Source organism: Pseudochelatococcus sp. B33 (assembly GCF_053570585.1).
The window spans coordinates 113,998-134,583 of sequence record NZ_JBSEFH010000006.1; the positions used below are offsets into that span (position 1 = coordinate 113,998).

The 20,586-nt window shown below is 69.9% G+C and carries 17 protein-coding genes; 12 read left to right on the forward strand and 5 right to left on the reverse strand.

Features of this window, described 5'->3' with window-relative positions:
* The first annotated feature begins 177 nt into the window (after positions 1-177).
* The gene (locus ACUSIJ_RS08250) at positions 178-411 is read left to right on the forward strand and encodes a YodC family protein (RefSeq protein ID WP_449307898.1); all 234 of its coding nucleotides are present in this window, start codon (positions 178-180) and stop codon (positions 409-411) included.
* A 97-nt stretch (positions 412-508) separates the two neighbouring features.
* On the opposite strand, the gene ACUSIJ_RS08255 is transcribed toward ACUSIJ_RS08250, so the two are convergent.
* Positions 509-784, reverse strand: coding sequence for a hypothetical protein (locus ACUSIJ_RS08255; RefSeq protein ID WP_449307899.1), 276 nt, complete (start codon positions 782-784; stop codon positions 509-511).
* Positions 785-1,156: 372 nt separating this feature from the next.
* Here ACUSIJ_RS08255 and ACUSIJ_RS08260 point away from each other — a divergent pair, with 372 nt between their 5' ends.
* Both ACUSIJ_RS08260 and ACUSIJ_RS08265 read left to right on the forward strand, forming a co-directional pair.
* Positions 1,157-1,393 carry an Lrp/AsnC ligand binding domain-containing protein gene (locus ACUSIJ_RS08260; RefSeq protein ID WP_449308036.1) on the forward strand — a complete coding sequence of 79 codons (237 nt, stop codon included), beginning with the start codon at positions 1,157-1,159 and terminating at the stop codon, positions 1,391-1,393.
* 32 nt (positions 1,394-1,425) lie between these two features.
* Positions 1,426-3,219, forward strand: coding sequence for an ABC transporter ATP-binding protein/permease (locus ACUSIJ_RS08265; RefSeq protein ID WP_449307900.1), 1,794 nt, complete (start codon positions 1,426-1,428; stop codon positions 3,217-3,219).
* Positions 3,220-3,301: 82 nt separating this feature from the next.
* On the opposite strand, the gene ACUSIJ_RS08270 is transcribed toward ACUSIJ_RS08265, so the two are convergent.
* Positions 3,302-4,042: a DUF2076 domain-containing protein gene (locus ACUSIJ_RS08270; RefSeq protein ID WP_449307901.1), complete on the reverse strand. Its 741-nt coding sequence runs from the start codon at positions 4,040-4,042 to the stop codon at positions 3,302-3,304.
* A 261-nt stretch (positions 4,043-4,303) separates the two neighbouring features.
* Here ACUSIJ_RS08270 and ACUSIJ_RS08275 point away from each other — a divergent pair, with 261 nt between their 5' ends.
* From ACUSIJ_RS08275 to mutL, 9 genes are all read left to right on the forward strand, one after another.
* A complete protein-coding gene (locus tag ACUSIJ_RS08275) occupies positions 4,304-5,185 on the forward strand; it encodes a TIGR01459 family HAD-type hydrolase (protein WP_449307902.1) in 882 nt (293 codons plus the stop codon).
* Positions 5,186-5,252: 67 nt separating this feature from the next.
* Complete coding sequence (locus ACUSIJ_RS08280) at positions 5,253-6,278, forward strand: bifunctional riboflavin kinase/FAD synthetase (protein ID WP_449307903.1); 1,026 nt, start codon at positions 5,253-5,255, stop codon at positions 6,276-6,278.
* A gap of 297 nt (positions 6,279-6,575) precedes the next feature.
* On the forward strand, positions 6,576-9,599 hold the full coding sequence (ileS, locus tag ACUSIJ_RS08285) for an isoleucine--tRNA ligase (protein WP_449307904.1): 3,024 nt from the start codon (positions 6,576-6,578) through the stop codon (positions 9,597-9,599).
* 62 nt (positions 9,600-9,661) lie between these two features.
* The gene (lspA, locus tag ACUSIJ_RS08290; RefSeq protein ID WP_449308037.1) at positions 9,662-10,168 is read left to right on the forward strand and encodes a signal peptidase II; all 507 of its coding nucleotides are present in this window, start codon (positions 9,662-9,664) and stop codon (positions 10,166-10,168) included.
* Between the two features lie 150 nt (positions 10,169-10,318).
* Positions 10,319-10,999, forward strand: coding sequence for a hypothetical protein (locus ACUSIJ_RS08295; RefSeq protein WP_449307905.1), 681 nt, complete (start codon positions 10,319-10,321; stop codon positions 10,997-10,999).
* Positions 11,000-11,336: 337 nt separating this feature from the next.
* Positions 11,337-12,689, forward strand: a complete 1,353-nt coding sequence (locus tag ACUSIJ_RS08300) for a M16 family metallopeptidase (RefSeq protein ID WP_449307906.1) — start codon at positions 11,337-11,339, stop codon at positions 12,687-12,689.
* A 62-nt stretch (positions 12,690-12,751) separates the two neighbouring features.
* The gene (locus ACUSIJ_RS08305) at positions 12,752-14,050 is read left to right on the forward strand and encodes a M16 family metallopeptidase (RefSeq protein WP_449307907.1); all 1,299 of its coding nucleotides are present in this window, start codon (positions 12,752-12,754) and stop codon (positions 14,048-14,050) included.
* 26 nt (positions 14,051-14,076) lie between these two features.
* Positions 14,077-15,429 carry a glucose-6-phosphate isomerase gene (locus ACUSIJ_RS08310; protein WP_449307908.1) on the forward strand — a complete coding sequence of 451 codons (1,353 nt, stop codon included), beginning with the start codon at positions 14,077-14,079 and terminating at the stop codon, positions 15,427-15,429.
* A gap of 3 nt (positions 15,430-15,432) precedes the next feature.
* Entirely contained in the window at positions 15,433-17,337 is a 1,905-nt protein-coding gene (mutL, locus tag ACUSIJ_RS08315; RefSeq protein ID WP_449307909.1) for a DNA mismatch repair endonuclease MutL, read from the forward strand.
* A gap of 27 nt (positions 17,338-17,364) precedes the next feature.
* On the opposite strand, the gene ACUSIJ_RS08320 is transcribed toward mutL, so the two are convergent.
* The 3 genes from ACUSIJ_RS08320 to ACUSIJ_RS08330 form a co-directional block, all read right to left on the reverse strand.
* Positions 17,365-17,550 (reverse strand): hypothetical protein, encoded by a 186-nt coding sequence (locus ACUSIJ_RS08320; RefSeq protein ID WP_449307910.1) that lies wholly within the window; start codon positions 17,548-17,550, stop codon positions 17,365-17,367.
* Positions 17,551-17,704: 154 nt separating this feature from the next.
* Positions 17,705-18,259 carry a 16S rRNA (guanine(966)-N(2))-methyltransferase RsmD gene (gene rsmD / locus ACUSIJ_RS08325; protein WP_449307911.1) on the reverse strand — a complete coding sequence of 185 codons (555 nt, stop codon included), beginning with the start codon at positions 18,257-18,259 and terminating at the stop codon, positions 17,705-17,707.
* Positions 18,260-18,274: 15 nt separating this feature from the next.
* Entirely contained in the window at positions 18,275-20,569 is a 2,295-nt protein-coding gene (locus tag ACUSIJ_RS08330; protein ID WP_449307912.1) for a pseudouridine synthase, read from the reverse strand.
* Positions 20,570-20,586: the final 17 nt, after the last annotated feature.

Here is a 20,586-nt window from a genome sequence, read left to right on the forward strand (position 1 = left end):
GGTTCCAGAATTATGTCCAGAGCTACACTGCAACGGTCTCAATGAGCAACAGATTCGCACGCGTTTCCCGACGCCTAGACCCGCTCGCCGCCCATCGCTTGCGGCGCGGGCCGTAAAGCTGTCATATGCACCTGATACCGATCTTCCGATCTGCACTCTCATGCGAGGAGAATGGACATGAGCTTCACCGTCGGCGATGTCGTCATGCTCAAATCGGGCGGACCCGCCCTCACCGTCACGGGTGTGGGAAGCGAAGGCGTTACCGTCGTTTGGTACGCCGACAGCGAGGATAATTTCCGCACGACGCTGCTGCCTCCCGAGACCCTCATCCTCTTCGACGACGAGGACGAGCTCGATCTCGACGATCAGGAGGAAGAGGACGACGAAGACGAAGAAGACGACATCGCCTGAGGCCGAAGCCCGCCCGCCGGGGCGGACGCCGCTCCCGCCGCATGCGTGAATATGTCGCTGCTGCCGCGCGGGCCGCGGCGCCCGTCCGGGCGGCGCGTCAGTCCGCCGGCACGCGGCGCACCGTGCATTCGATGCGCCCGTCGCCGAGGTCGCGCCAGCTCTCCATCTCGGTGACGTAGGCGGAGCGGTGCGGGCGCTCCATCCATTCGCGCGCCTTGGAGCGTGCTTCTTTTCTCGACATGATGTAAGTTTGTCGCCACGCCGACAGAATGCCGGCCGCATCCTTCTGTCTTTCGATGGCGTCCCGCCGCGCGGCGAGGCGCCCGGCGAGCTGGCTGGGAAGAGGGACGCTGGGAAGGAAGACATGGGTCATCAAGGGATCCCTGCAAGGCGGTGCAAACCGGAACGGCGACAACAGTAACCAGCGACAAACACCCTGACGATACCCGCGCAGAACTTGCGACATTATTTTATTTCGCACCTGTCAGCGGCTGGATGACGCACGTCGGCCGCTCGCAAGTGCGAATGCCGCGCCCTTGCCCGCATCCTTGCCCTGGCGCGACGATCCGGCGCATGACCGCCCGTGCCCGCCTGCACCCGCATGCGCCGCGATCGAGGCGCAAATCGTGTAATATATGTCACATCGGTGTAAGCTATCGAACTTCGGGCGTAAGCTATCGAACTTGCCAAAAGATGGGAAATTTCATACAGGAATCAGGAGGAGATCTCGGGAAGGATGAGGACCATGCAGACCTTTTTTGTTGAGATAAAGTGTCAGCTCGGTCAGACTTATGCGGTCGCCAGCGCGCTGGCGGACCTGGAGATTGCTTCCGAGATCTATTCCATCGCCGGGAACTACGACATCATCGCCAAATTTCACGTGGATTCGGATGTGGATATCGGCCACTTCGTCGGCGAGAAGGTGCAGACCATCCCCGGCATCGCGGACACCCGCACCATCATCGCGTTCAAGGCCTTCTGAGGCGCGCGCAGAAACGGGAAGCACACACGTCGATGCACGGGTTGAAGCAGGCGCTCCTCACCATCTGGCGGCTCATCCTGCCCTATGCCATCACGCGCGACGTCGGCGAATTGACCATCCCGCTCATCGGGCGGGTGCGGCTTCAGGAACGCTTCATCGGCATCGGCTTCTTCGTCCTGCTGGTCGCGATCAACCTGTTCCAGGTCGGGCTGACGGTGCGCCTCAGCTATTTCTCGCGCGACATGTACAACGCGCTGCAGGAGATGAACGCCGACGCCTTCTGGTATCAGCTGCTGTTCATCTTCGTGCCGCTCGCCGCGGTCTGGATCACGGTGGCCATCATCGAGCTCGTCATCCAGTACATCTTCCACATCCGCTGGCGGCAATGGCTGACGCGCCGCTACATCGACAACTGGCTCGCGGGCAGCGCCCACTACAAGATGCTGCTCACGGGTTCCGACGCCGACAACCCGGACCAGCGCATCGCGGAAGACATCAACCTGTTCATCGCCAACACGCGCGTGCTCAGCCTCGGCCTGCTGTCGCAGGTGGCGACGCTGGTCTCGTTCGCGGCCGTGCTGTGGTCGCTGTCGGCGAACTTCACCCTGCCCGGCACCGACGTGCCCGTGCCGGGGCTGCTGCTGTGGGTGGCGCTGATCTACGCCGTCATCGGCACCTGGCTGACGCACCTCATCGGCAAGCCGCTGATAAGGCTCAACTTCATCCAGCAGCGGTATGAGGCCGACTTCCGCTTCTCGCTGGCGCGCCTGCGTGAATACGGCGAGCAGGTCGCGCTGCTGTCGGGTGAGGCGGCGGAGAAGGAGCGCCTCGGCGAGCGCTTCCGCCGCGTGGTGGACAACTACATGGCGATCCTCAGCCGGCAGAAGAAGCTCACCGCCTTCACGGCATCGTTCTTCCAGGCGAACGTGGTCGTTCCCTACATCTTCACCGCGCCCTACCTCTTCACCGGCCAGATCACGCTCGGCCAGATGATGCAGACCGTGACCGCGTTCTCGCGGGTGCAGGATGCGCTGACCTTCTTCGTTTCCGCCTATACCGCCTTCGCGGACTACAAGGCCGTGGTCGACCGCCTGTCGAGCTTCGAGGACGCGATCGAGGCCTCGCGCAGGCTCGACCGCCCGTCCGCCGCCGGCGCGGAGGCGCTCAGGCCGCGCACCGACGGCGGCGCGCCGGCCATCGTGATCAGCGATCTCGACCTGCGCATCCCCTCCGGCCGCACCATCATGACCCTGCCCGAGCTGACGTTCCGCGCCGGCGAGCGCACGCTGGTGACGGGGCCGTCGGGCATCGGCAAGTCGACGCTGTTCCGGGCGATCGCCGGCATCTGGCCGTTCGGCGCCGGCAGCATCACCCTGCCGGAGGGCCAGAACGTCATGCTGCTGCCGCAGCGGCCCTACATTCCCATCGGCCCGCTCGTCGGCACGGTGACCTATCCGTCGTCGGCGGACAGCTACCGCCGCGAGGACGTCGCGCTGGCGCTCGAGGCGGTGCGGCTGCAGCAGCTCATCCCCAAGCTCGATGACGAGGCGCCCTGGGGCCAGACGCTGTCGCTCGGCGAGCAGCAGCGGCTCGCCATCGCCCGCGCGCTGCTGGAGCGGCCCGACTGGCTGCTGCTCGACGAGGCCACCGCCGCTCTCGACGAGCCCACCGAACGCGCCATCTACGCGCTGCTCGCCACCGCGCTGCCGGACACGACGGTGGTCTCCATCGGCCACCGCTCGACGCTGGATGCCTTCCACGACAGGCGCGTCGGGCTGTCGGCCGAGGGCGTGGCGAGCGACGCCGCGCTGGTGCCGGTGGCCTGACCGGTTCGCCCAAACAAAAACGCCCCGGCGAACCGGGGCGTCATCGTCCTCGCCAGCGTGGCCTCACGCCGGCGACCCGCCGTCACACCCAGTCGCTGTCGCCGCCGCCGCCGAAGTCGTCGAAGCCGCCGTCGAGGCCCTCGTCGTAGCTCGCGTCCTGATAGGTCGCGTCATCGTAGCCGGCATCCTGATCCAGAGCGGCCGTGTCCTGAGTAGCCGTATCTCCAGTAGCCGTATCTTGGGCTGCCGCCTGATCGGCGCCCGGGGTCCCCGCCTCGGCGTTGCCGTTGAGGCCGAAAGCGTTGGTGAGCACGTTGCCGAGCACCAGACCGCCGGCGACACCCGCCGCCGTGGTCATGGCGGAGGCCAGAAAGCCGCCGCCGGCGCGATTGCCCCACGGGCCGGGCTGCTGGGCGGCACCGGGCTGGCCGCCCCAGGGACCGGCGGCCGGACGGCCCGCGGCACCGCCGGGCTGGGCGCCGGCCGGACGCTGGGCGGGCCGTGCGGCGGCGGGACGCGCCTGCGCGGCAGGCGGCGTGGAGGCACCGAAGAGGCTCGACAGGAAGCCGCCGGCCGCCGGTGCCGCGCTTGCCTGCTCCCTGGCCTGCACGACTTCCGTCTCCAGCGCGTTGACGCGGTCGTTGAGATTGGTCAGCGCCTGTTCCTGCACGTGCACGATCTGCGCCAGCAGATAGGCGGCACCGGGCTGGGAAGCGAGGCGCTCGCCGATGAGCGCCTCGGCTTCCGGGTCGCGCGGCTGGCCTTCGGCCTGCTTCAGCCGGTCGAAAATTCCATTGATGACATCACGTTCCTGCGGGTTCACGTCGCTATCCTCCTCGAAGCGATGCGGCGCGGCGATACGCCTGCAGCCGTCGGAAAAGGTAGGGATTCCTCCCCCGCTTCGCCAACCGGGGCCGGCGGATAGCCGATAACATATCCGTGAGTCCGCCGCGCGGGCCTCCGGCGTGCGCCCCCGCCCGGCGCACGCTCCGGCCTTGACAGACGGGGGGCGCGGCCTGTAGCGCCTGATGGGATTTGCGCGCCTCCCGCCGCAGGGAATACCCGTCACGAGGAAAAGTCCGGCATGCCAGCAGCCAACGCCACAGCCACCGAGGTCGTCGCCGGCCTCGCGCCGGTCGCCGACCGCTACGACATCATCCTGTGCGACGTCTGGGGCGTCCTGCACGACGGCGTCGCGGCCTTCCCCGAGGCCGGCGACGCGCTGGCTCGGTTCCGTGCCGCAGGGGGCACCGTGGTGCTCATCACCAACGCGCCGCGTCCGCACACCATCGTGCGCAGACTGCTGGAACGGCTGCACGCCCGCCCGGACGCGTGGGACGCCATCGTCACCTCCGGCGACGTGACGCGCGGCGAGATCGCCGTGCGCCCCGGCGCGCCCGCCTATCACCTCGGCCCCGCGCGCGACCTGCCGGTGTTCGAGGGCCTCGACGTCACCCTGACCTCCGAGACGGAAGCGGCCTATGTCGTGTGCACCGGGCTCTTCGACGACGACACCGAAACGCCGGCAAACTACGCCGGCCTGCTGCACACGCTCCATGCGCGCGGGCTCACCATGGTGTGCGCCAACCCCGATCTCGTGGTCGAGCGCGGCAGCCAGCTGATCTATTGCGCCGGCGCGATCGCCGAGGCCTACGAGCTGATCGGCGGCGAGGCGATCTATGCCGGCAAGCCGCACGCGCCGATCTACGAACGCGCCATCGCCACCGCGGGCGAGATCCGCGGGCGGACCGCCCCGCCGGCGCGCATCCTCGCCATCGGCGACGCCATCCGCACCGATATCGCCGGCGCGGCGCGCGCGGGCCTCGACACGCTGTTCGTCGCGCGCGGCATCCACGCCGCCGAGACGCTCGACGCCGCCGGCCGAATCGACCGCGATCGCCTGCCCGGCTGGCTCGCCGGCCAGCCCCACGCGCCGACCATGGCGATCGAGCGGCTTGCGTGGTAGACAGGTGCGCCTCAGAAAATCTGGCATATCAAAACTGGCCTATCCGACAATCGCAAATCCGAGCATCATGGTCGCGCGTACCCCGTCCCACGACTTTTCCTCCGGCCCCTTTCCGGCGCCGCATCTGCCGCTGCATCCCGCGCCGGTGGTGCGCGGCTTCGACGTGCTGCCCGAGCTTCTGTCGCGGCCGGTCATCGCCATCGGCAATTTCGACGGCGTGCACCGGGGCCATCAGGCGGTGATAGCGGCGGCGCGCGACCTCGCCCACCGGCAGGGCCGCCCCGCCGCCGTGCTGACTTTCGAGCCGCATCCGCGCGCCTTCTTCGCGCCGCAGCGGCCGATGTTCCGCCTCACGCCAGCGCCTCTCAAGGCGGCGATCGCACAGGGCTTCGGGATCGACGTGGTGATCGTGTTCACCTTCGACGCCGCCTTCGCCGCCCGGACGGCGGCGCAGTTCATCGACGACATCCTGATCGGCCACTATGGCGCGGCGGGCGTCGTCGTCGGGCACGATTTCCATTTCGGCAAGGGGCGCGAGGGCTCGCCGGCCTTCCTGCAGCGCCACGCGCAGGGGCTCAGCCTGCCGGTGACGGTCGTTCACCCGGTCTCGGACGGCGACAGGCCGGTCTCGTCGTCGGCCATCCGCGCGGCGCTCGCCGACGGCGACATCGCCACCGCGAACCGCCTGCTCGGCTACCGCTGGATCGTGCAGGCGGAGATCGTCCACGGCGACGCGCGCGGGCGCACCCTCGGCTACCCGACCGCCAATATGAGGCTCTCGCCGGACACCGGCCTGCGCCACGGCATCTATGCCGTGCGGGCGCGCGTCGACGGCATCGTCCGCGACGGGGTGGCGAGTTTCGGCCGGCGGCCGACCTTCGACGACGGCCTGGCCCTGCTCGAAGTGCATCTGTTCGATTTCGCCGGCGATCTCTACGGCAAGCGGCCGGAGGTCGAGTTTCTCGCCTGGATCAGGCCGGAGCTGAAATTCGACAGCGTCGAGGCGCTCGTCGCGCGCATGGACGAGGACAGCCGCCACGCCCGCGCCGCCCTCGCCGTCAGGCAGGAGGGCGTCGTCTCCCTGCTCGGGTGAGCGCGGCGGCGGACGCGCATTCGTTCTTTACGTTGCCGCCTCCGGGCTGATAGAAGTCTGGCCATGATGCACCATGGATTTGACGCACCCGTCGCGAGATGGATCCCCGGCCGGACGGGCGGCGGGCGAATTAACGGCCCGGCCCCGGTCGCCATGTCGCCGCTTGCGGCGATATGAACCGGGTCCGGGAACCGGCAACCGTGTGAGGCGGCGAGAGGCCCGGCGCGGTTCCTTCACCCTTGCCCGATGACACGCTCGCCCGTTAAGCGGCGGCAGACAGAAACGTTGCCTCATCCAATGACGAACAAGAACGAGACGCCATCAGAAACCGCCGAGGCCGCCACCGGCCGCGACTATACCGAGACGCTTTTCCTGCCGAGGACGGATTTTCCCATGCGCGCCGGCCTGCCCCAGCGCGAGCCGGAAATCCTCGCGCGCTGGCAGCGCAACGACCTCTACCGCCAGTTGCGCAAGGCGGGCAAGGGCAGGAAGCGCTTCGTGCTGCACGACGGCCCGCCCTACGCCAACGGCAACATCCACATCGGCCATGCCCTCAACAAGGTGTTGAAGGACATGATCGTGCGTGCCCAGACCATACTCGGCCACGACGCCAACTACGTGCCCGGCTGGGACTGCCACGGCCTGCCCATCGAATGGAAGATCGAGGAGCAGTACCGCAGCCGGGGGCAGGACAAGGACGCGGTGCCGGTGGTCGAGTTCCGCCGCGAGTGCCGCGCCTTCGCCGAGCACTGGATCGACGTGCAGCGCGAGGAGTTCAAGCGGCTCGGCGTCACCGGCGACTGGGACAATCCCTATCTCACCATGGCGCTGCCGGCGGAAGCCCAGATCGCCCGCGAGATCATGAAATTCGCGGCCTCCGGCCAGCTCTACCGCGGCTCGAAGCCGGTGATGTGGTCGGTCGTCGAGCGCACCGCGCTCGCCGAGGCCGAGGTCGAGTACCACGAGCACACCTCGCCGAGCATCTTCGTCGCCTTCCCCATCGTGGAGACGGACGACGCCGACCTCGCGGACGCGCGGGTGGTGATCTGGACGACGACGCCCTGGACCATCCCGGCGAACCGCGCCATCGCCTTCTCGAAGGACATCGCCTACGGCCTCTATGAAGTCACCGACGCGCCGGCCGACAACTGGGTACGGGTGGGCGCGCGGCTCGTCGTGGCCGACGGCCTTGCCGAGAACCTGTTCAAGGCCGCGCGCGTCGAGGGTTACCGCAAGGTGCGCGCGGTCGATCCGGCCACGATCCGCACGGCGGCGCATCCGCTGCGCGGCCGGGGATACGACTTCGGCGTGCCGCTCGTCGCCACCGACTACGTCACCGACGACGCCGGCACGGGCTTCGTGCACACGGCGCCGGGCCACGGCGCGGACGACTACAACGCCTTCCTGGCCAACCGGGCGCTGTTTGTCAGAAACGGCACCGAGGAACTGCCGCACACGGTGGGGCCGGACGGCGCCTATTATCCGCACGTGCCGCTGTTCGCGGGCGCGCGCGTCCTCGACGACAAGGGCAAGGAAGGCGACGCCAACGAGCGCGTCATCGCGGCGCTCAGGGAAGCGGACGCGCTCGTCGCGCGCGGGCGCATCAAGCACCAGTACCCGCACTCGTGGCGCTCGAAGGCACCGGTCATCTACCGCAACACGCCGCAATGGTTCATCGCCATGGACAGGCCCATCGGCGGCCAAGGTGGCTCTTCTGGCGGCTCGACGCTGCGCGAGCGGGCGCTCAAGGCCATCACGCAGACGCAATGGGTGCCGGCCTCGGGCGAGAACCGCATCACCGGCATGATCGCCAACCGGCCGGACTGGGTGGTGTCGCGCCAGCGCGCCTGGGGCGTGCCGATCACCGTCTTCGTGCGCGAGGACGCGGCCGGCAACGTCGCCGAAATCGCGCCGGGGCCGGACTTCGCCAGGAGCGAGGAACTGTCGAGGCGCATCGCCGACGCGTTCGAGCGCGAGGGCGCGGACGCGTGGTTCAGCGACGACCCGCGCCGCTTCCTCGACGGGCTCGTCGAGGACCCCGCCGCGTGGACGCCGGTCAACGACATCCTCGACGTGTGGTTCGATTCGGGCTCGACGCACACGTTCACGCTCGAGGCGCGCGACGACCTCAGGACGAAGCGCGTCATCGACGGCGGGCCGGACCGGGTGATGTATCTGGAAGGCTCGGACCAGCACCGCGGCTGGTTCCACTCGTCGCTGCTGGAGAGCTGCGGCACGCGCGGGCGCGCGCCCTACGATGTGGTGCTGACCCACGGCTTCGTGCTCGACGAGCGCGGCGAGAAGATGTCGAAGTCGAAGGGCAACGTCACCGCACCGCAGGACATCATCAAGACCTCGGGCGCCGACATCCTGCGGCTGTGGATCGCCGCCTCCGACTATGCGGACGACCTGCGCATCGGCCCCGAGATCGTCAAGACCTTCGCCGAGACCTACCGCAAGCTGCGCAACACGCTGCGCTGGATGCTGGGCTCGCTGCACCACTTCGACGGCAGCCGCACGGTCGTCTACGAGGCGCTGCCGGAACTGGAGAAGCTCATCCTGCACCGCCTCGCCGAGCTCGACGAGGAGGTGCGCAAGTCCTATGCCGCCTATGACTACAAGCGCGTGGTGGCGGTGCTCTCCGCCTTCCTCAACACGGATCTGTCGGCGTTCTATTTCGACATCCGCAAGGACACGCTCTATTGCGATCCGCGGTCGAGCAAGACGCGCCATGCGGCGCTGACCGTCATCGACCAGGTGTTCCGCACGGTCACGGTGTGGCTTGCCCCCATCCTCGCCTTCACCGCCGAGGAGGCGTGGCTGTCGCGCTTCCCCTCCGAGGACGGATCGGTGCATCTGGAGGCCTTCCCGATCATCCCGCCGACGTGGCGCAACGACCGGCTGAAGGAGAAGTGGGAGAAGGTGCGCGAGGTGCGCCGCGTGGTCACCGGCGCGCTTGAGGTGAAGCGCGCCGCCAAGACCATCGGATCGAGCCTCGAGGCCGCGCCGCACGTCTTCATCGCCGACGACGGCCTGCGCGAGGCGCTCGACGGCCTCAACTTCGCCGACATCTGCATCACCTCCGCAATCACGGTCGAGCGCGGCGAGGGTCCCGAGGACGCCTTCCGGCTGCCGGAAGTGCCGGGCGTCGCCGTTGTCTTCGCCCTGGCACAGGGGCGCAAGTGCGCGCGCTCGTGGAAGATCCTGCCGGAAGTGGGCACGGACGCCGACTATCCCGACGTGACGCCGCGCGACGCCGAGGCGCTCAGGGAGTGGGACGCCGCCCACGCGCGCGCCGCGGCCGGAAACAGCGCGGCATGAACATGCAAGCCCGCCAGCTCCCCCCTACTCCGGGCGGGGAGCCAGCGCCGGAGCCGGCGCGGATGTCGCCGCAGCGGGCGGGCATGCTCGTCGCCCTGGCGACGCTCGCGCTGGACCAGGCCACCAAGGTGTGGGTCTATCACGTTTTCGATATTGCCTCCCGCGGCATCGTGGAGGTGACGCCGTTCTTCAACATCGTGCTGGTGTGGAACAGGGGCGTGTCCTACGGTCTGTTCCAGCAGGATACGGACTGGGGCCGGTGGCTGCTCGTCGGCGTATCGCTGGTGGCGGCTGTCGCGCTCGCCATCTGGGCGCTCAGGGCGAAGACGCGGCTCGTCGGCGTGTCGCTGGGGCTCATCGTCGGCGGGGCCGCCGGCAACGCCATCGACCGCAGCATCTACGGCGCCGTGCTCGATTTCCTGCATTTCCACACCGCCGGCTTCAGCTGGTATGTCTTCAATGTCGCCGACGCCGCCATTGTTGCCGGGGTGGCCGGACTTATATATGATTCGCTTGTCGTCGAACGGCGGCGGAACGCGTCCGGCGGAGATTCGGGCGAAAGCGGTTAGAGCGGGGCCGGTCAATCCTCCGGTTGAGATGGATGATGCCCGGCCGAAAATCTCGGTTCGGCATGCACCCGGCCCGCAAATCGCCGCATAGCTGGGCAAGGATGGCTCGGGCAAGGATGGTTCAGGCCAGCCAACAGGACGGGATGAAGCATGGCACGCATTGATCTGAGGACAGCCGGCATCGCGATCGGCTTCGTGGCGGCGGCGGTCGTCGCCGGAACGTCCGGCGCACGGGCGCAGCAGCCCGCGGACAACACCGGCGTCTTCATGAGGGACGTGCTGGGAACGCTCGGCATCATCGAGGGCGAGGCGCCGCGGATCGACTATCGCGAGCGGCCGGCACTGGTGCTGCCGCCCGGCGGTGGCGGCGGCGCGCTGCCGCCCCCGCGCGTGGGGGCCGCCGAGGCGACGAGCCATCCGAACTGGCCCAACGATCCCGACGTCGCCGCGCGCCAGCGCGCGATCGAGGAGGCGAACGCGCCCGTGCCCGTCAACCGCGAGACAGGCCGCGTGCTGTCGCCGGACGAACTCCGCGCCGGACGGCGCGTCGGCGGCGGCGGTGCGCCCCAGCCCTCCTTCGACGCCTGCTACGGCGACTCCTGCGGCGGGCGCCCCCTCAATCCGCGCGAGCTGCGCAACACCGCGCCGCGCCGGACGCAGGAACCGGTCATCGCCCACGGCCAGGAGCCGGAGCGCGCCAACCTGACCCAGCCGCCGACGGGTTACCGCAGGCCGGTCGACAACGCGCCGATTCCGAAGCCCGAGGCGGCGCCGCTCGAGTATCTCGATCCGTCGAGCCCCTATTTCTTCCTCAACCGCAACCGCAACTAGCCGGTCCGCGGCTCGAGTCGAATCCGGACGGCCGGATCGTCGTGCCTGCCATCGCCATCCCGCATCGGGCTCCGGTGCCGTCGTCCGCGGTCCCGGACCGGGCCGGACATGACCGGACCGCAACCGTCCGATCGGTGGTCTCCGACATTGACGATGGAGCGCCGGACACGGACCAGAATCGTGCCGCTCCATCTTTCTGTTCACGCATCGAATTCGGCCAAGGAACGGTCCCCATTTTTGGTTTGATGCTTCTGTCCATGCATCAAATTTGACAAAAAAACGGTCCCCATTTTTTGGTTTGATACAGTAGCACGCGCCATTAACCAGTGAGTTGTGCATGACCAATCCATTCGCCGGCAAGGGCTTTCCCCATAGACGTTTCATCCGCGCAGCCGCCATCGCGGAAGCGGCCGCCGCGGGCGGCGCCAGGACGGGGCCCGAGATCGTCACCCACACGCTCGCCAACGGTCTCGATATCGTGGTGATTCCGGACCGGCGCGTGCCGGTGGTGACGCACATGGTGTGGTATCGCAACGGCTCCGGCGACGACCCGGCGCGCAAGTCCGGCATCGCGCATTTTCTCGAGCACCTGATGTTCAAGGGCACGAGGACGCACGCGATCGGCGAGTTCTCGCACCTCGTCGCGAGCCTCGGCGGGCAGGAGAACGCCTTCACCTCCTATGACTACACCGCCTATTACCAGCGCATCGCCAAGGAGCATCTCGCGACCATGATGAGCTTCGAGGCCGACCGCATGACCGGCCTCGTGCTCACCGATGAGGTGGTCGATCCCGAGCGGCTCGTGGTGCTGGAGGAGCGGCGCATGCGCACCGACACCGACCCGTCGGCGCAGTTGCACGAGGCGCTCGCCGCCGCGCTCTACACCCACAACCCGTACGGCACGCCCATCATCGGCTGGCAGCACGAGATCGAGACGCTCGACCGCCACGACGCCCTCGCCTACTACGAGCGCTTCTACACCCCCGAGAACGCCATCCTCGTGGTCGCGGGCGACGTGGAGGCCGACGAGGTCATCCACCTCGCCGAAGGGACATACGGCCAGATCGCGCCGCGCGGCGAACGCCCCGTGCGCGGGCGCCCGCAGGAGCCGGCGGCGGTCGCCTCCAAGCGGGTTTCGGTGGCGGACGCGCGCGTGGAGCAGCCCTATCTGCAGCGCAGCTGGGTCGTGCCCTCGGTGCGCACCCAGACCGGAACCGAAGCCTATGCGCTCGAACTGCTCGCCGAGATCCTCGGCGGCGGGCAGACGTCCCTGCTCTACCGCCAGCTCGTGCTCGACCGGCGCGTGGCCGTGGGCGCGGGCGCGAGCTACCACGCCACCATGCTCGACGACTCGCGCTTCGACGTCTACGCCGTGCCGGCGCCGGGCGTGACGCTCGATGCGCTCGACGAGGCGGTGGGCGCCGTCATCAAGCGCCTGATCGACGAAAGCGTGGCCGAGGCGGAGCTGGAGCGGGCGCGCACGCGCTTCATCGCCGAAATGATCTATGCCCAGGACAGCCAGGTGCACATGGCGCACATCTACGGATCGGCGCTCGCCATCGGGGAGACGGTCGAGGACGTGCAGCAGTGGACGCGCCGCATCGAGGCCGTCGATGCCGCCGCGGTGCAGGAGGCGGCGCGCCGCTTCCTGACCCGGCCGCACACGGCAGGCTATCTGCTGCCCGCCTGAAGCCGAACACCGCAGGGCTGAACGCCGCAAGGCCGTCCGTTCATTGTTTTCGAGGTCATCGCATGTCGCTTGTCGAACCGGGTTCCCAGACCACATCCACGCAATCCGCCGCGCCGCGTAAAGTGCAGCGCGTCGTCTCGACGCTCGGCATCGAAGCATGGCTGGTGGAGGAATACGCCGTGCCGCTGATCGCGGTCGAGCTCGCCTTCCGGGGCGGGGCGGCCCACGACAGCGCAGCGCACGCCGGCGCGGCGCGGATCTTCGCGAGCCTCCTCGACGAGGGCGCGGGCCCCTACGATTCCGAGGCGTTCCAGGAGCAGCTGGCCGAACACGCCATCGAATTGACCTTCAACGCCGACCGCGACGCGTGGCGCGGCTCGCTCAAGACGCTCTCCCGCAACGCCGACCGGGCGTTCGAGCTGCTGCGCCTGGCGGTCAACGAGCCGCGCTTCGACGAATCCGCCGTGGAGCGGGTGCGCGAGCAGGTGCTCGCGGGGCTGCGTCACGAAGCCAACGATCCGGACGCCCTCGCCTCCAAGGCCCTGTTCGCCAGGGCTTTCGGCGACCACCCCTACGCGCGGCCGGTCAAGGGCACGGTCGAGACGGTGCCCGGCCTCACCCGCGACCTCATCGCCGGCATCAGGCCCGACGCCCTGACGCGCGCGGGCCTCGTGGTGAGCGTCGTGGGCGCGATCGATGCAGAGACGCTGGCGAAGCAGCTCGACGCGGTGTTCGGCACGCTGCCCGCGACCACGCGCCTTGCGCCCGTGCCGCCGGCAACGCCGCTGGCGACGGGCGGGCTCGATATCATCGACGTCGACGTGCCGCAGACCTCCCTGCGCTTCGCCGTGCCGGGACTGCTGCGCAAGGATCCCGATTTCATCCCAGCGATCGTTTTCAACCACATCCTGGGCGGCGGCGCGTTCACCTCGCGGCTGTTCCAGGAGGTGCGCGAGAAGCGCGGCCTCGCCTACGGCGTCTCGACGTCGCTGACGACATTCCGGGCCGCCGGCCTCGTCGTGGGCGGCACGGCAACCAAGAACGAACGCGCCGCCGAGTCGCTCGCCGTCATCCGCGAGGAAATCGCCCGCCTCGCCAGCGAGGGGCCGGCGGAGGAGGAACTCGCCAAGGCGAGGCAATACCTTGTCGGCTCCTACCCGCTGCAGTTCGACAGCTCGTCCAAGATCGCCCGCCAGTTGCTGCAGATCGCCCTCGACGATCTCGGCATCGATTACATCGACCGCCGCAACGGGCTGATCGAGGCGGTGACGCTCACGGATGTGAAGCGTGTCGGCGAGCGGCTCTTCGGCACGAGCCAGTTGCTGGTCATCGCGGCAGGACGACCGGAAGGACTGGTCTGATCGCCTTCACTCATCGGAGAAATCCCATGGTGCTCAATCAATCGACGCTCGATCAACTGCCGTATCATCAATCCATCGACCTGACGCTCGCCTCCCGCATCGGCGGCGGCGGGCTGCCGGACACCGCCGTCGACGCCGCCTTCGCGGCCGTGGCCACGGCGCTGAACCGGCTCAACGACGAGATCGCCGCCGGCGGGTTGCCGTTCGTCGGCATAGCGGCGGGCAGCAGCGACCTCGCCGATATCACGCAAGCGGCGGCGCGGCTTGCCGGCACCGGCCCGGTCACGGATATCGTGGCGCTGGGCACTGGGGGGTCGAGCCTCGGCGCGCAGGCGCTCGCCCAGCTCGCGTTCCACCAGACGCCCGGCCTCGGGCGCGTGGACGCGCCCCGGCTGCATTTCTTCGACAACCTCGACCCGTTCACCTTCGACGTCACCCTGGCGCGCCTGCCGCTCGCCACCACCCGCGTGCTCGTCGTCTCCAAATCGGGCGGCACCGGCGAAACGCTGGTGCAGGCGATCACCCTTCTCTCCGCCTTCGAGCGGGCGGGCCTGCGCGCCGAGGTAGGCAAGCACGTGCTCGGCCTGTCCGAACCGCGCCGGCCGGGCGGCAGCAACGCGCTGCGCGATCTGCTCGAGCCCGAGGGCGTGACCTTCCTCGACCATCACCCCGGCATCGGCGGGCGCTATTCCGTGCTGAGCAACGTCGGCCTGCTGCCCGCGGCCCTTGTCGGCCTCGACATCGCCGCCGTCCGCGAGGGGGCGAAGAACGTCATCGGCACGCTGACGACCGAGGACGTGCGCGCGGTCCCCGCCGCCGTGGGCGCGGCGCTCAATGTCGCAGCCTATCTCGAAGGCAAGGGCATCACCGTGCTGATGGCCTATTCCGACCGGTTGGAGCGGCTCGCCAAGTGGTGGATCCAGCTCTGGGCGGAAAGCCTCGGCAAGGACGGCAAGGGCTCGCAGCCCGTCGACGCCCTCGGCCCCGTCGACCAGCACAGCCAGCAGCAGCTCTATCTCGACGGTCCGGCCGACAAGCTCTTCACCGTCGTCACCCTCGACGTGAAGGGCGCGGGCCCGGTGATCGATCCGGAGCTCGCCGCGCGCGCCGGACAGGCGGGCTTCGCCGGCCGGCACATCGGCGATCTCGTCGCAGCGCAGGGGCTCGCCATGGCCGACACCTTCGCCCGCAACGGCCGGCCGGTGCGCCAGATCCGCCTGCCCCGGCTCGACGAGCGCGGCCTCGGCGCGCTGCTGACGCATTTCATGCTGGAAACGGTGTTGGCTGGCTACGCGCTCGGCATCGATCCCTTCGATCAGCCCGCCGTGGAGGAGGCCAAGATCCTCGCCAAGCAGTACCTGGCGGAAGGCAAGGGCTGACCCATGACCGGCCGCGCCGCCGCCGTTCGCCGCCTGGAGCCCGTGCTGATCGACCGGATCGCGGCGGGCGAGGTGATCGAGCGCCCGGCCGCCGCGATCAAGGAACTCGTCGAGAACGCGCTCGACGCCGGCGCGCGCACCATCGAGGTGGTGGTGGAGGCGGGCGGCAAGCGGCTCATCCGCGTCACCGACGACGGCCAAGGCATGTCGGCGCAGGATCTCGAACTCGCCGTCGAGCGGCACGCGACGTCGAAGCTGCCCGAGGGTGACCTCTTCGACATCCGCACGCTCGGCTTTCGCGGCGAGGCCCTGCCCTCCATCGGCGCGGTGGCGCGGCTTGCCATCGTCACCCGCAACGGCGATGACGCCAACGGCTGGTCGATCGTGGTCGACGGCGGGCGCAGGGAGGCGGTGCGTCCGGCGCCTGCCGCGCGCGGCACCCGCATCGAGGTGACGGACCTGTTCTCGGCCACACCGGCGCGGCTCAAGTTCCTCAAGACCGACCGCGCCGAGGCGCAGGCCGCGGCCGAGGCGGTGAAGCGGCTGGCGCTGGCCCACCCCGGCGTGCGCTTCTCCATGGCCGGCGAACACCTTTCCCCCATCGACCTGCCGGCGGAGGGTGACGGCGACGCAGCGCTGCTGCGCCGGCTCGCGCGCCTCATCGGCGAGGACTTCGCGCCCAATGCGCTGCCCATCGACGCCGAGCGGGAGGGCGTGATGGTGCGCGGCTTCGCCGGCCTGCCGACCTACCATCGCGGCACGGCGGCGCACGTACACGCCACCGTCAACGGCCGGCCGGTGCGCGACAAGCTGATCGCCGGCGCCGTGCGCGCCGCCTACATGGACTTCCTGCCCGCCGACCGCCATCCGGCGCTCGTGCTGCGCATCGAATGCGACCCGCGCCTCGTCGACGTCAACGTGCATCCGGCCAAGTCCGAGGTGCGGTTCCGCGATCCGGGCCTGGTGCGCGGGCTGATCGTGGGCGCGCTCAAGCAGGCGATCGCCGGCGCCGGCCACCTCGCCTCCTCCACCGGGGGAACGCGCACGCTCGCCGCCCTGCGGCCACAGGTGGCGGCGACGCAACTGCGCCTCCATTCGGGCCTGTCGGATTACGCGCCGCTCCCGGAACATCCCCGGCCGACTGCCGGCGGCTTCGCCGGCTGGCAGGCGCCGATCGACCCACTGGGGCCGGCGTTCGGCGGCTTCGCGGAAACGCGGCAGGCGCCGTTCGGCCACGCGCCCGATCCAGCCGCCCCGGCACCGCCCGTTTTCGCGCCCACCGCCGATATGCGCGCGGGCGAAGTCCCCGTTTCCACCACCGAGGAGGCGCAGCCGCTCGGCGCGGCGCGGGCGCAGGTGCACGAGAACTACATCATCAGCCAGACCACGGACGGCATCGTCATCGTCGACCAGCACGCGGCGCACGAGCGGCTCGTCTACGAGCGGCTCAAGCGCGAGCGCGCGGCTGCCGGCATCGCCCGCCAGCTGATGCTGATCCCGGAGGTGGTCGAGCTCGACCCGTCCGAGGCCGACCGGCTGCTGGCGCACGCGGACATTCTCGCCTCCCTCGGCCTGGTGGTGGAAGGCTTCGGCGCGGGCGCGGTGGCGGTGCAGGAGGTGCCGGCGGCGCTCGTTGGCGGCGACATCAAGGGGCTGGTGCGCGACGTCGCCGACACGCTGACCGAATGGGGCGACGCGCGCGCGCTCGAAGAACGGCTCGACCACGTGCTCGCCACCATGGCCTGCCACGGCTCCGTGCGCGCGGGCCGCAGGCTGCGCCCGGACGAGATGAACGCCCTGCTGCGCGAGATGGAGTCGACCCCCTTCTCCGGCCAGTGCAACCACGGCCGCCCGACCTATGTCGAGCTGAAGCTCACCGATATCGAGCGGCTGTTCGGGCGCAGCTGAGGGCTCTCCCCGGTTTTCGCGCGCCGGTCACCCCCGGATGAGCCCGGCGGCGACGGCGACCGGCAGGCAGAGCTTGTGCGGGCGATCGATGAGCGGGATAAAGCCGAACGCCAAGTAGAATGCCGCCGCCCGGTCGTCGACCGCGTCGGCGAAGATCGCGTGGGCGCCGATGGGCGCGGTCGCGACAGTGCGGATCGCGTCGAACAGCAGCACACCTCGCCGAGCCCGAGGCCGGCGAAGCGGCTGCCGCGGCCGAGCCAGCCGATCAGGACCATCGATCAGTGCCCGGGCGAAACGCACCTCACCTGGTCCTCGCACGCAAGCCGCAGGATATCCGCCGCCTCGACCGTGCGCATTGCCCACTCCCTCAGCCCCGCCGGCCGATGAACAGCCGCGTGTCGCCGTAGTCGCGCCGCTCGATCTCCGCGATGCCGGGCGGAAAGGTGAAATCGGCGCTTGCCGCCTCCTCGACCAGCACCAGCGCATCCGCCATCAGCCAGCCGCCTTCGAGCGCCGAGGCGAGGGCCTTCTCGGCGAGCCCCCTGCCGTAGGGCGGGTCGCAGAACACCAGCGAGAACGGCTCCAGCGGCTTGGCCGGCCCGAGCCGCGTGGCGTCGCGGCGGTAGATGCGGGTGAAGCCACCGACGCCCAGCGCATCCGTATTGGTGCGGATCAGGCCGCGCGCCTCCGCGCCCTCGTCCACGAGCAGCGCGAAGGCGGCGCCGCGCGAGATCGCCTCCAGCGCCAGCGCGCCGGTGCCGGCGAACAGGTCGAGCACACGCGCGCCGGTCACCGGATCGTCGTAGGCATGGGCGAGCACGTTGAAGATGGCCTCGCGCAGGCGGTCGGACGTCGGGCGGATGGCGTCCGACTTCGGCGCGGCCAGCGCATGGCCCTTGAAGCGGCCGGCGACGATGCGCAAGGCTCTCAGGCTCCGTCAGTATTTGCGCGGCGGCCGCGACCCGCCGCCGGGCCGGCCGGAAGAAGGACGGCCAGCGGAGGGACGACCAGCACCGGACTTGCCAGCGGACGATTTGCCAGCGGACGATTTGCCACCGAATGGCTTACCCGCAAACGGCTTGCCGCCGAAGGACTTGCCCGTGAAGGACTTGCCCGTGAAGGACTTGCCCGTGAAGGACTTGCCCGCCGGACGGTCATCACGCTTGTCGAACGGGCGCTTGTCGGCGTTGCCCCTGTCGAACCGTTCCCGTCCGGATCGCTCCTTGCCGAACTCTCCCTTACCAGGGGAACGCTCGCCAAAGGAGCGCTCGGCCTTCGCCGCGAATCCCTCTCGGGCGGGCCTGCGCTCGGCGGGGCGCTCGCCGCGATCGGCGAAGCGGTTGCCGCGTTCCGCGAAGCGCTCGCGGCCCTCGGACCGTTCGGCCCGCTCGGGACGCGCACCCCGGTCGGCAAAGCCGCGCCGTTCCGGCCGCTCGCCGTCGTTGAACCGGCGCGCCGGGCGGTCCTCGCCGAACTTGCGTGCCGGGCGCTCGCCGCGGGGCCGGAAACCGCCGGAGGCGCGTTCAGGGGCCGTATCGTCGCCGCGCTCGCGGCGGGGCCGCGCCGGGCGCTCGGCGAGGCGCGGCGTGGCGACGATGCGCTCCACCTTCACCTTGCGCCCGTCGGGGTCGGTGATCGCGCCCACGCGCTCGTGCACGCGCTCCGCGCTCAAGGCGCGCGCGGCGTGGGCGTCCGCGCCGCGGCGGGGAACGCGGGTTCCCCTCGGACGTCCGCCCTCCGTCTCGTCGTCACGCCACACGGCGCGCTCGCGCGAGCGTTCCTCGAAGGCCTCGCGCTTGTAGGGCGCGGGCGCGGTGCGCTGCGCGCGCGGGGCGCGGGCGAGGAAATCCTCCTTGCTGCGATAGCGGCCCTCGCGGCCGGCGGCGCCGTCGGCCCGGGCCGGGCGATCCGCCGGCGGGCGCGGCGCGCTCGGCTCGAACGAGCCGGCATCGAAATCCGCCCCGGCCTCGCCGGCGAGCTTCTCGCCGAGCTGGTCCCTGAGGATGCGCGTGCGCACCTCCTGCAGCTCGCCCTCGGGCAGATCGCCGAGCTGGAAGGGGCCGAACGACACGCGGATGAGCCGGTTCACGCGCAGGCCCAGATGTTCGAGGATGCGCTTGACCTCGCGATTCTTGCCCTCGCGCAGGCCGAGCGTCAGCCAGACGTTGTCGCCCTGCTTGCGCTGGATCGCGGCCTCGACCGGGCCATAGTGCATGTCGTCGATGGTGATGCCATGGCTCAGCGCGTCGAGCTGCGCCTGGTCGATGTCGCCATAGGCGCGCACGCGGTAGCGGCGCAGCCAGCCGGTTTCGGGATGGGCCAGCACGCGCGACAGGCCGCCGTCGTTGGTGAGCAGCAGCAACCCCTCGGTGTTGATGTCGAGCCGCCCGATAGTCACCACGCGCGGCAGCTCCTCCGGCAGGGCGTCGAACACGGTGGGCCGTCCCTCGGGGTCGCGGGCGGTGGTCACGAGGCCGCGCGGCTTGTGATAGAGCCACAGGCGGGTGCGGTCGCGGCGCGGCATCGGCGCGCCGTCGATCTCGATGCGATCCTTCGACGTCACCAGCGTGACCGGGGTGTCGATCACCTGCCCGTTCACCGCCACGCGGCCTTCCGCGACCATGATCTCGGCATCGCGGCGCGAGGCGACGCCGGCGCGCGACATCGCCTTGGCAATGCGCTCGGGCGCGTCGGGGCGGACGGCCTCGGCGGGCGCGACGTCGGGGAACGCAGCGCGGGGGAAAGCGGCCTCCGGACGGCGGGCAGCGGCACGGTCGCCACGGAACGGACGCGCGGGCCGCTCTTCACGCCCGGGGCGCCCGCCGGCGAACTTGCCGCCTGCGGGCTTGTCACGGAAGGACTTGTTGCCGAAGGACTTGCCCCCGAAAGACTTGCCCCCGAAGGACTTGCCCCCGAAAGACTTGCCGGCGGACGATGGGCCGCCCTCGGCGCGATCGCCAGCGGACCGGCCGGAGCGTGGCTCGCCGCGGGCGGGCTTGCCCGCGCCGAACTTGCCTGCGCCGAATTTTCCGCCGGCGGGCTTGCCGTCACCGAACCTGCGTCCGCCGGTCTTGTCGCCCGCATCCTTGCCGCCCGCATCCTTGCCGCCCGCGAACGGGCGGCCGGAGAATTTCCCCGGGCCGGCGGATCTCGTAGCGCCTTTGGACGTCCGCGCAGCATCGCCGCCGGGCCGCCGAGCGGGGCGTCGCTCGTTCTTCGATTTGTCGGTCATCGGCTGCTCATAGCAGA

Bases quoted from the DNA above. Each gene is read 5' to 3' on its own strand.
- ACUSIJ_RS08250 (WP_449307898.1), top strand. From the start codon at position 178: ATGAGCTTCACCGTCGGCGATGTCGTCATGCTCAAATCGGGCGGACCC.
- ACUSIJ_RS08255 (WP_449307899.1), bottom strand. From the start codon at position 784: ATGACCCATGTCTTCCTTCCCAGCGTCCCTCTTCCCAGCCAGCTCGCC.
- ACUSIJ_RS08260 (WP_449308036.1), top strand. From the start codon at position 1,157: ATGCAGACCTTTTTTGTTGAGATAAAGTGTCAGCTCGGTCAGACTTAT.
- ACUSIJ_RS08265 (WP_449307900.1), top strand. From the start codon at position 1,426: ATGCACGGGTTGAAGCAGGCGCTCCTCACCATCTGGCGGCTCATCCTG.
- ACUSIJ_RS08275 (WP_449307902.1), top strand. From the start codon at position 4,304: ATGCCAGCAGCCAACGCCACAGCCACCGAGGTCGTCGCCGGCCTCGCG.
- ACUSIJ_RS08280 (WP_449307903.1), top strand. From the start codon at position 5,253: ATGGTCGCGCGTACCCCGTCCCACGACTTTTCCTCCGGCCCCTTTCCG.
- ileS (WP_449307904.1), top strand. From the start codon at position 6,576: ATGACGAACAAGAACGAGACGCCATCAGAAACCGCCGAGGCCGCCACC.
- lspA (WP_449308037.1), top strand. From the start codon at position 9,662: ATGTCGCCGCAGCGGGCGGGCATGCTCGTCGCCCTGGCGACGCTCGCG.
- ACUSIJ_RS08295 (WP_449307905.1), top strand. From the start codon at position 10,319: ATGGCACGCATTGATCTGAGGACAGCCGGCATCGCGATCGGCTTCGTG.
- ACUSIJ_RS08300 (WP_449307906.1), top strand. From the start codon at position 11,337: ATGACCAATCCATTCGCCGGCAAGGGCTTTCCCCATAGACGTTTCATC.
- ACUSIJ_RS08305 (WP_449307907.1), top strand. From the start codon at position 12,752: ATGTCGCTTGTCGAACCGGGTTCCCAGACCACATCCACGCAATCCGCC.
- ACUSIJ_RS08310 (WP_449307908.1), top strand. From the start codon at position 14,077: ATGGTGCTCAATCAATCGACGCTCGATCAACTGCCGTATCATCAATCC.
- mutL (WP_449307909.1), top strand. From the start codon at position 15,433: ATGACCGGCCGCGCCGCCGCCGTTCGCCGCCTGGAGCCCGTGCTGATC.
- ACUSIJ_RS08330 (WP_449307912.1), bottom strand. From the start codon at position 20,569: ATGACCGACAAATCGAAGAACGAGCGACGCCCCGCTCGGCGGCCCGGC.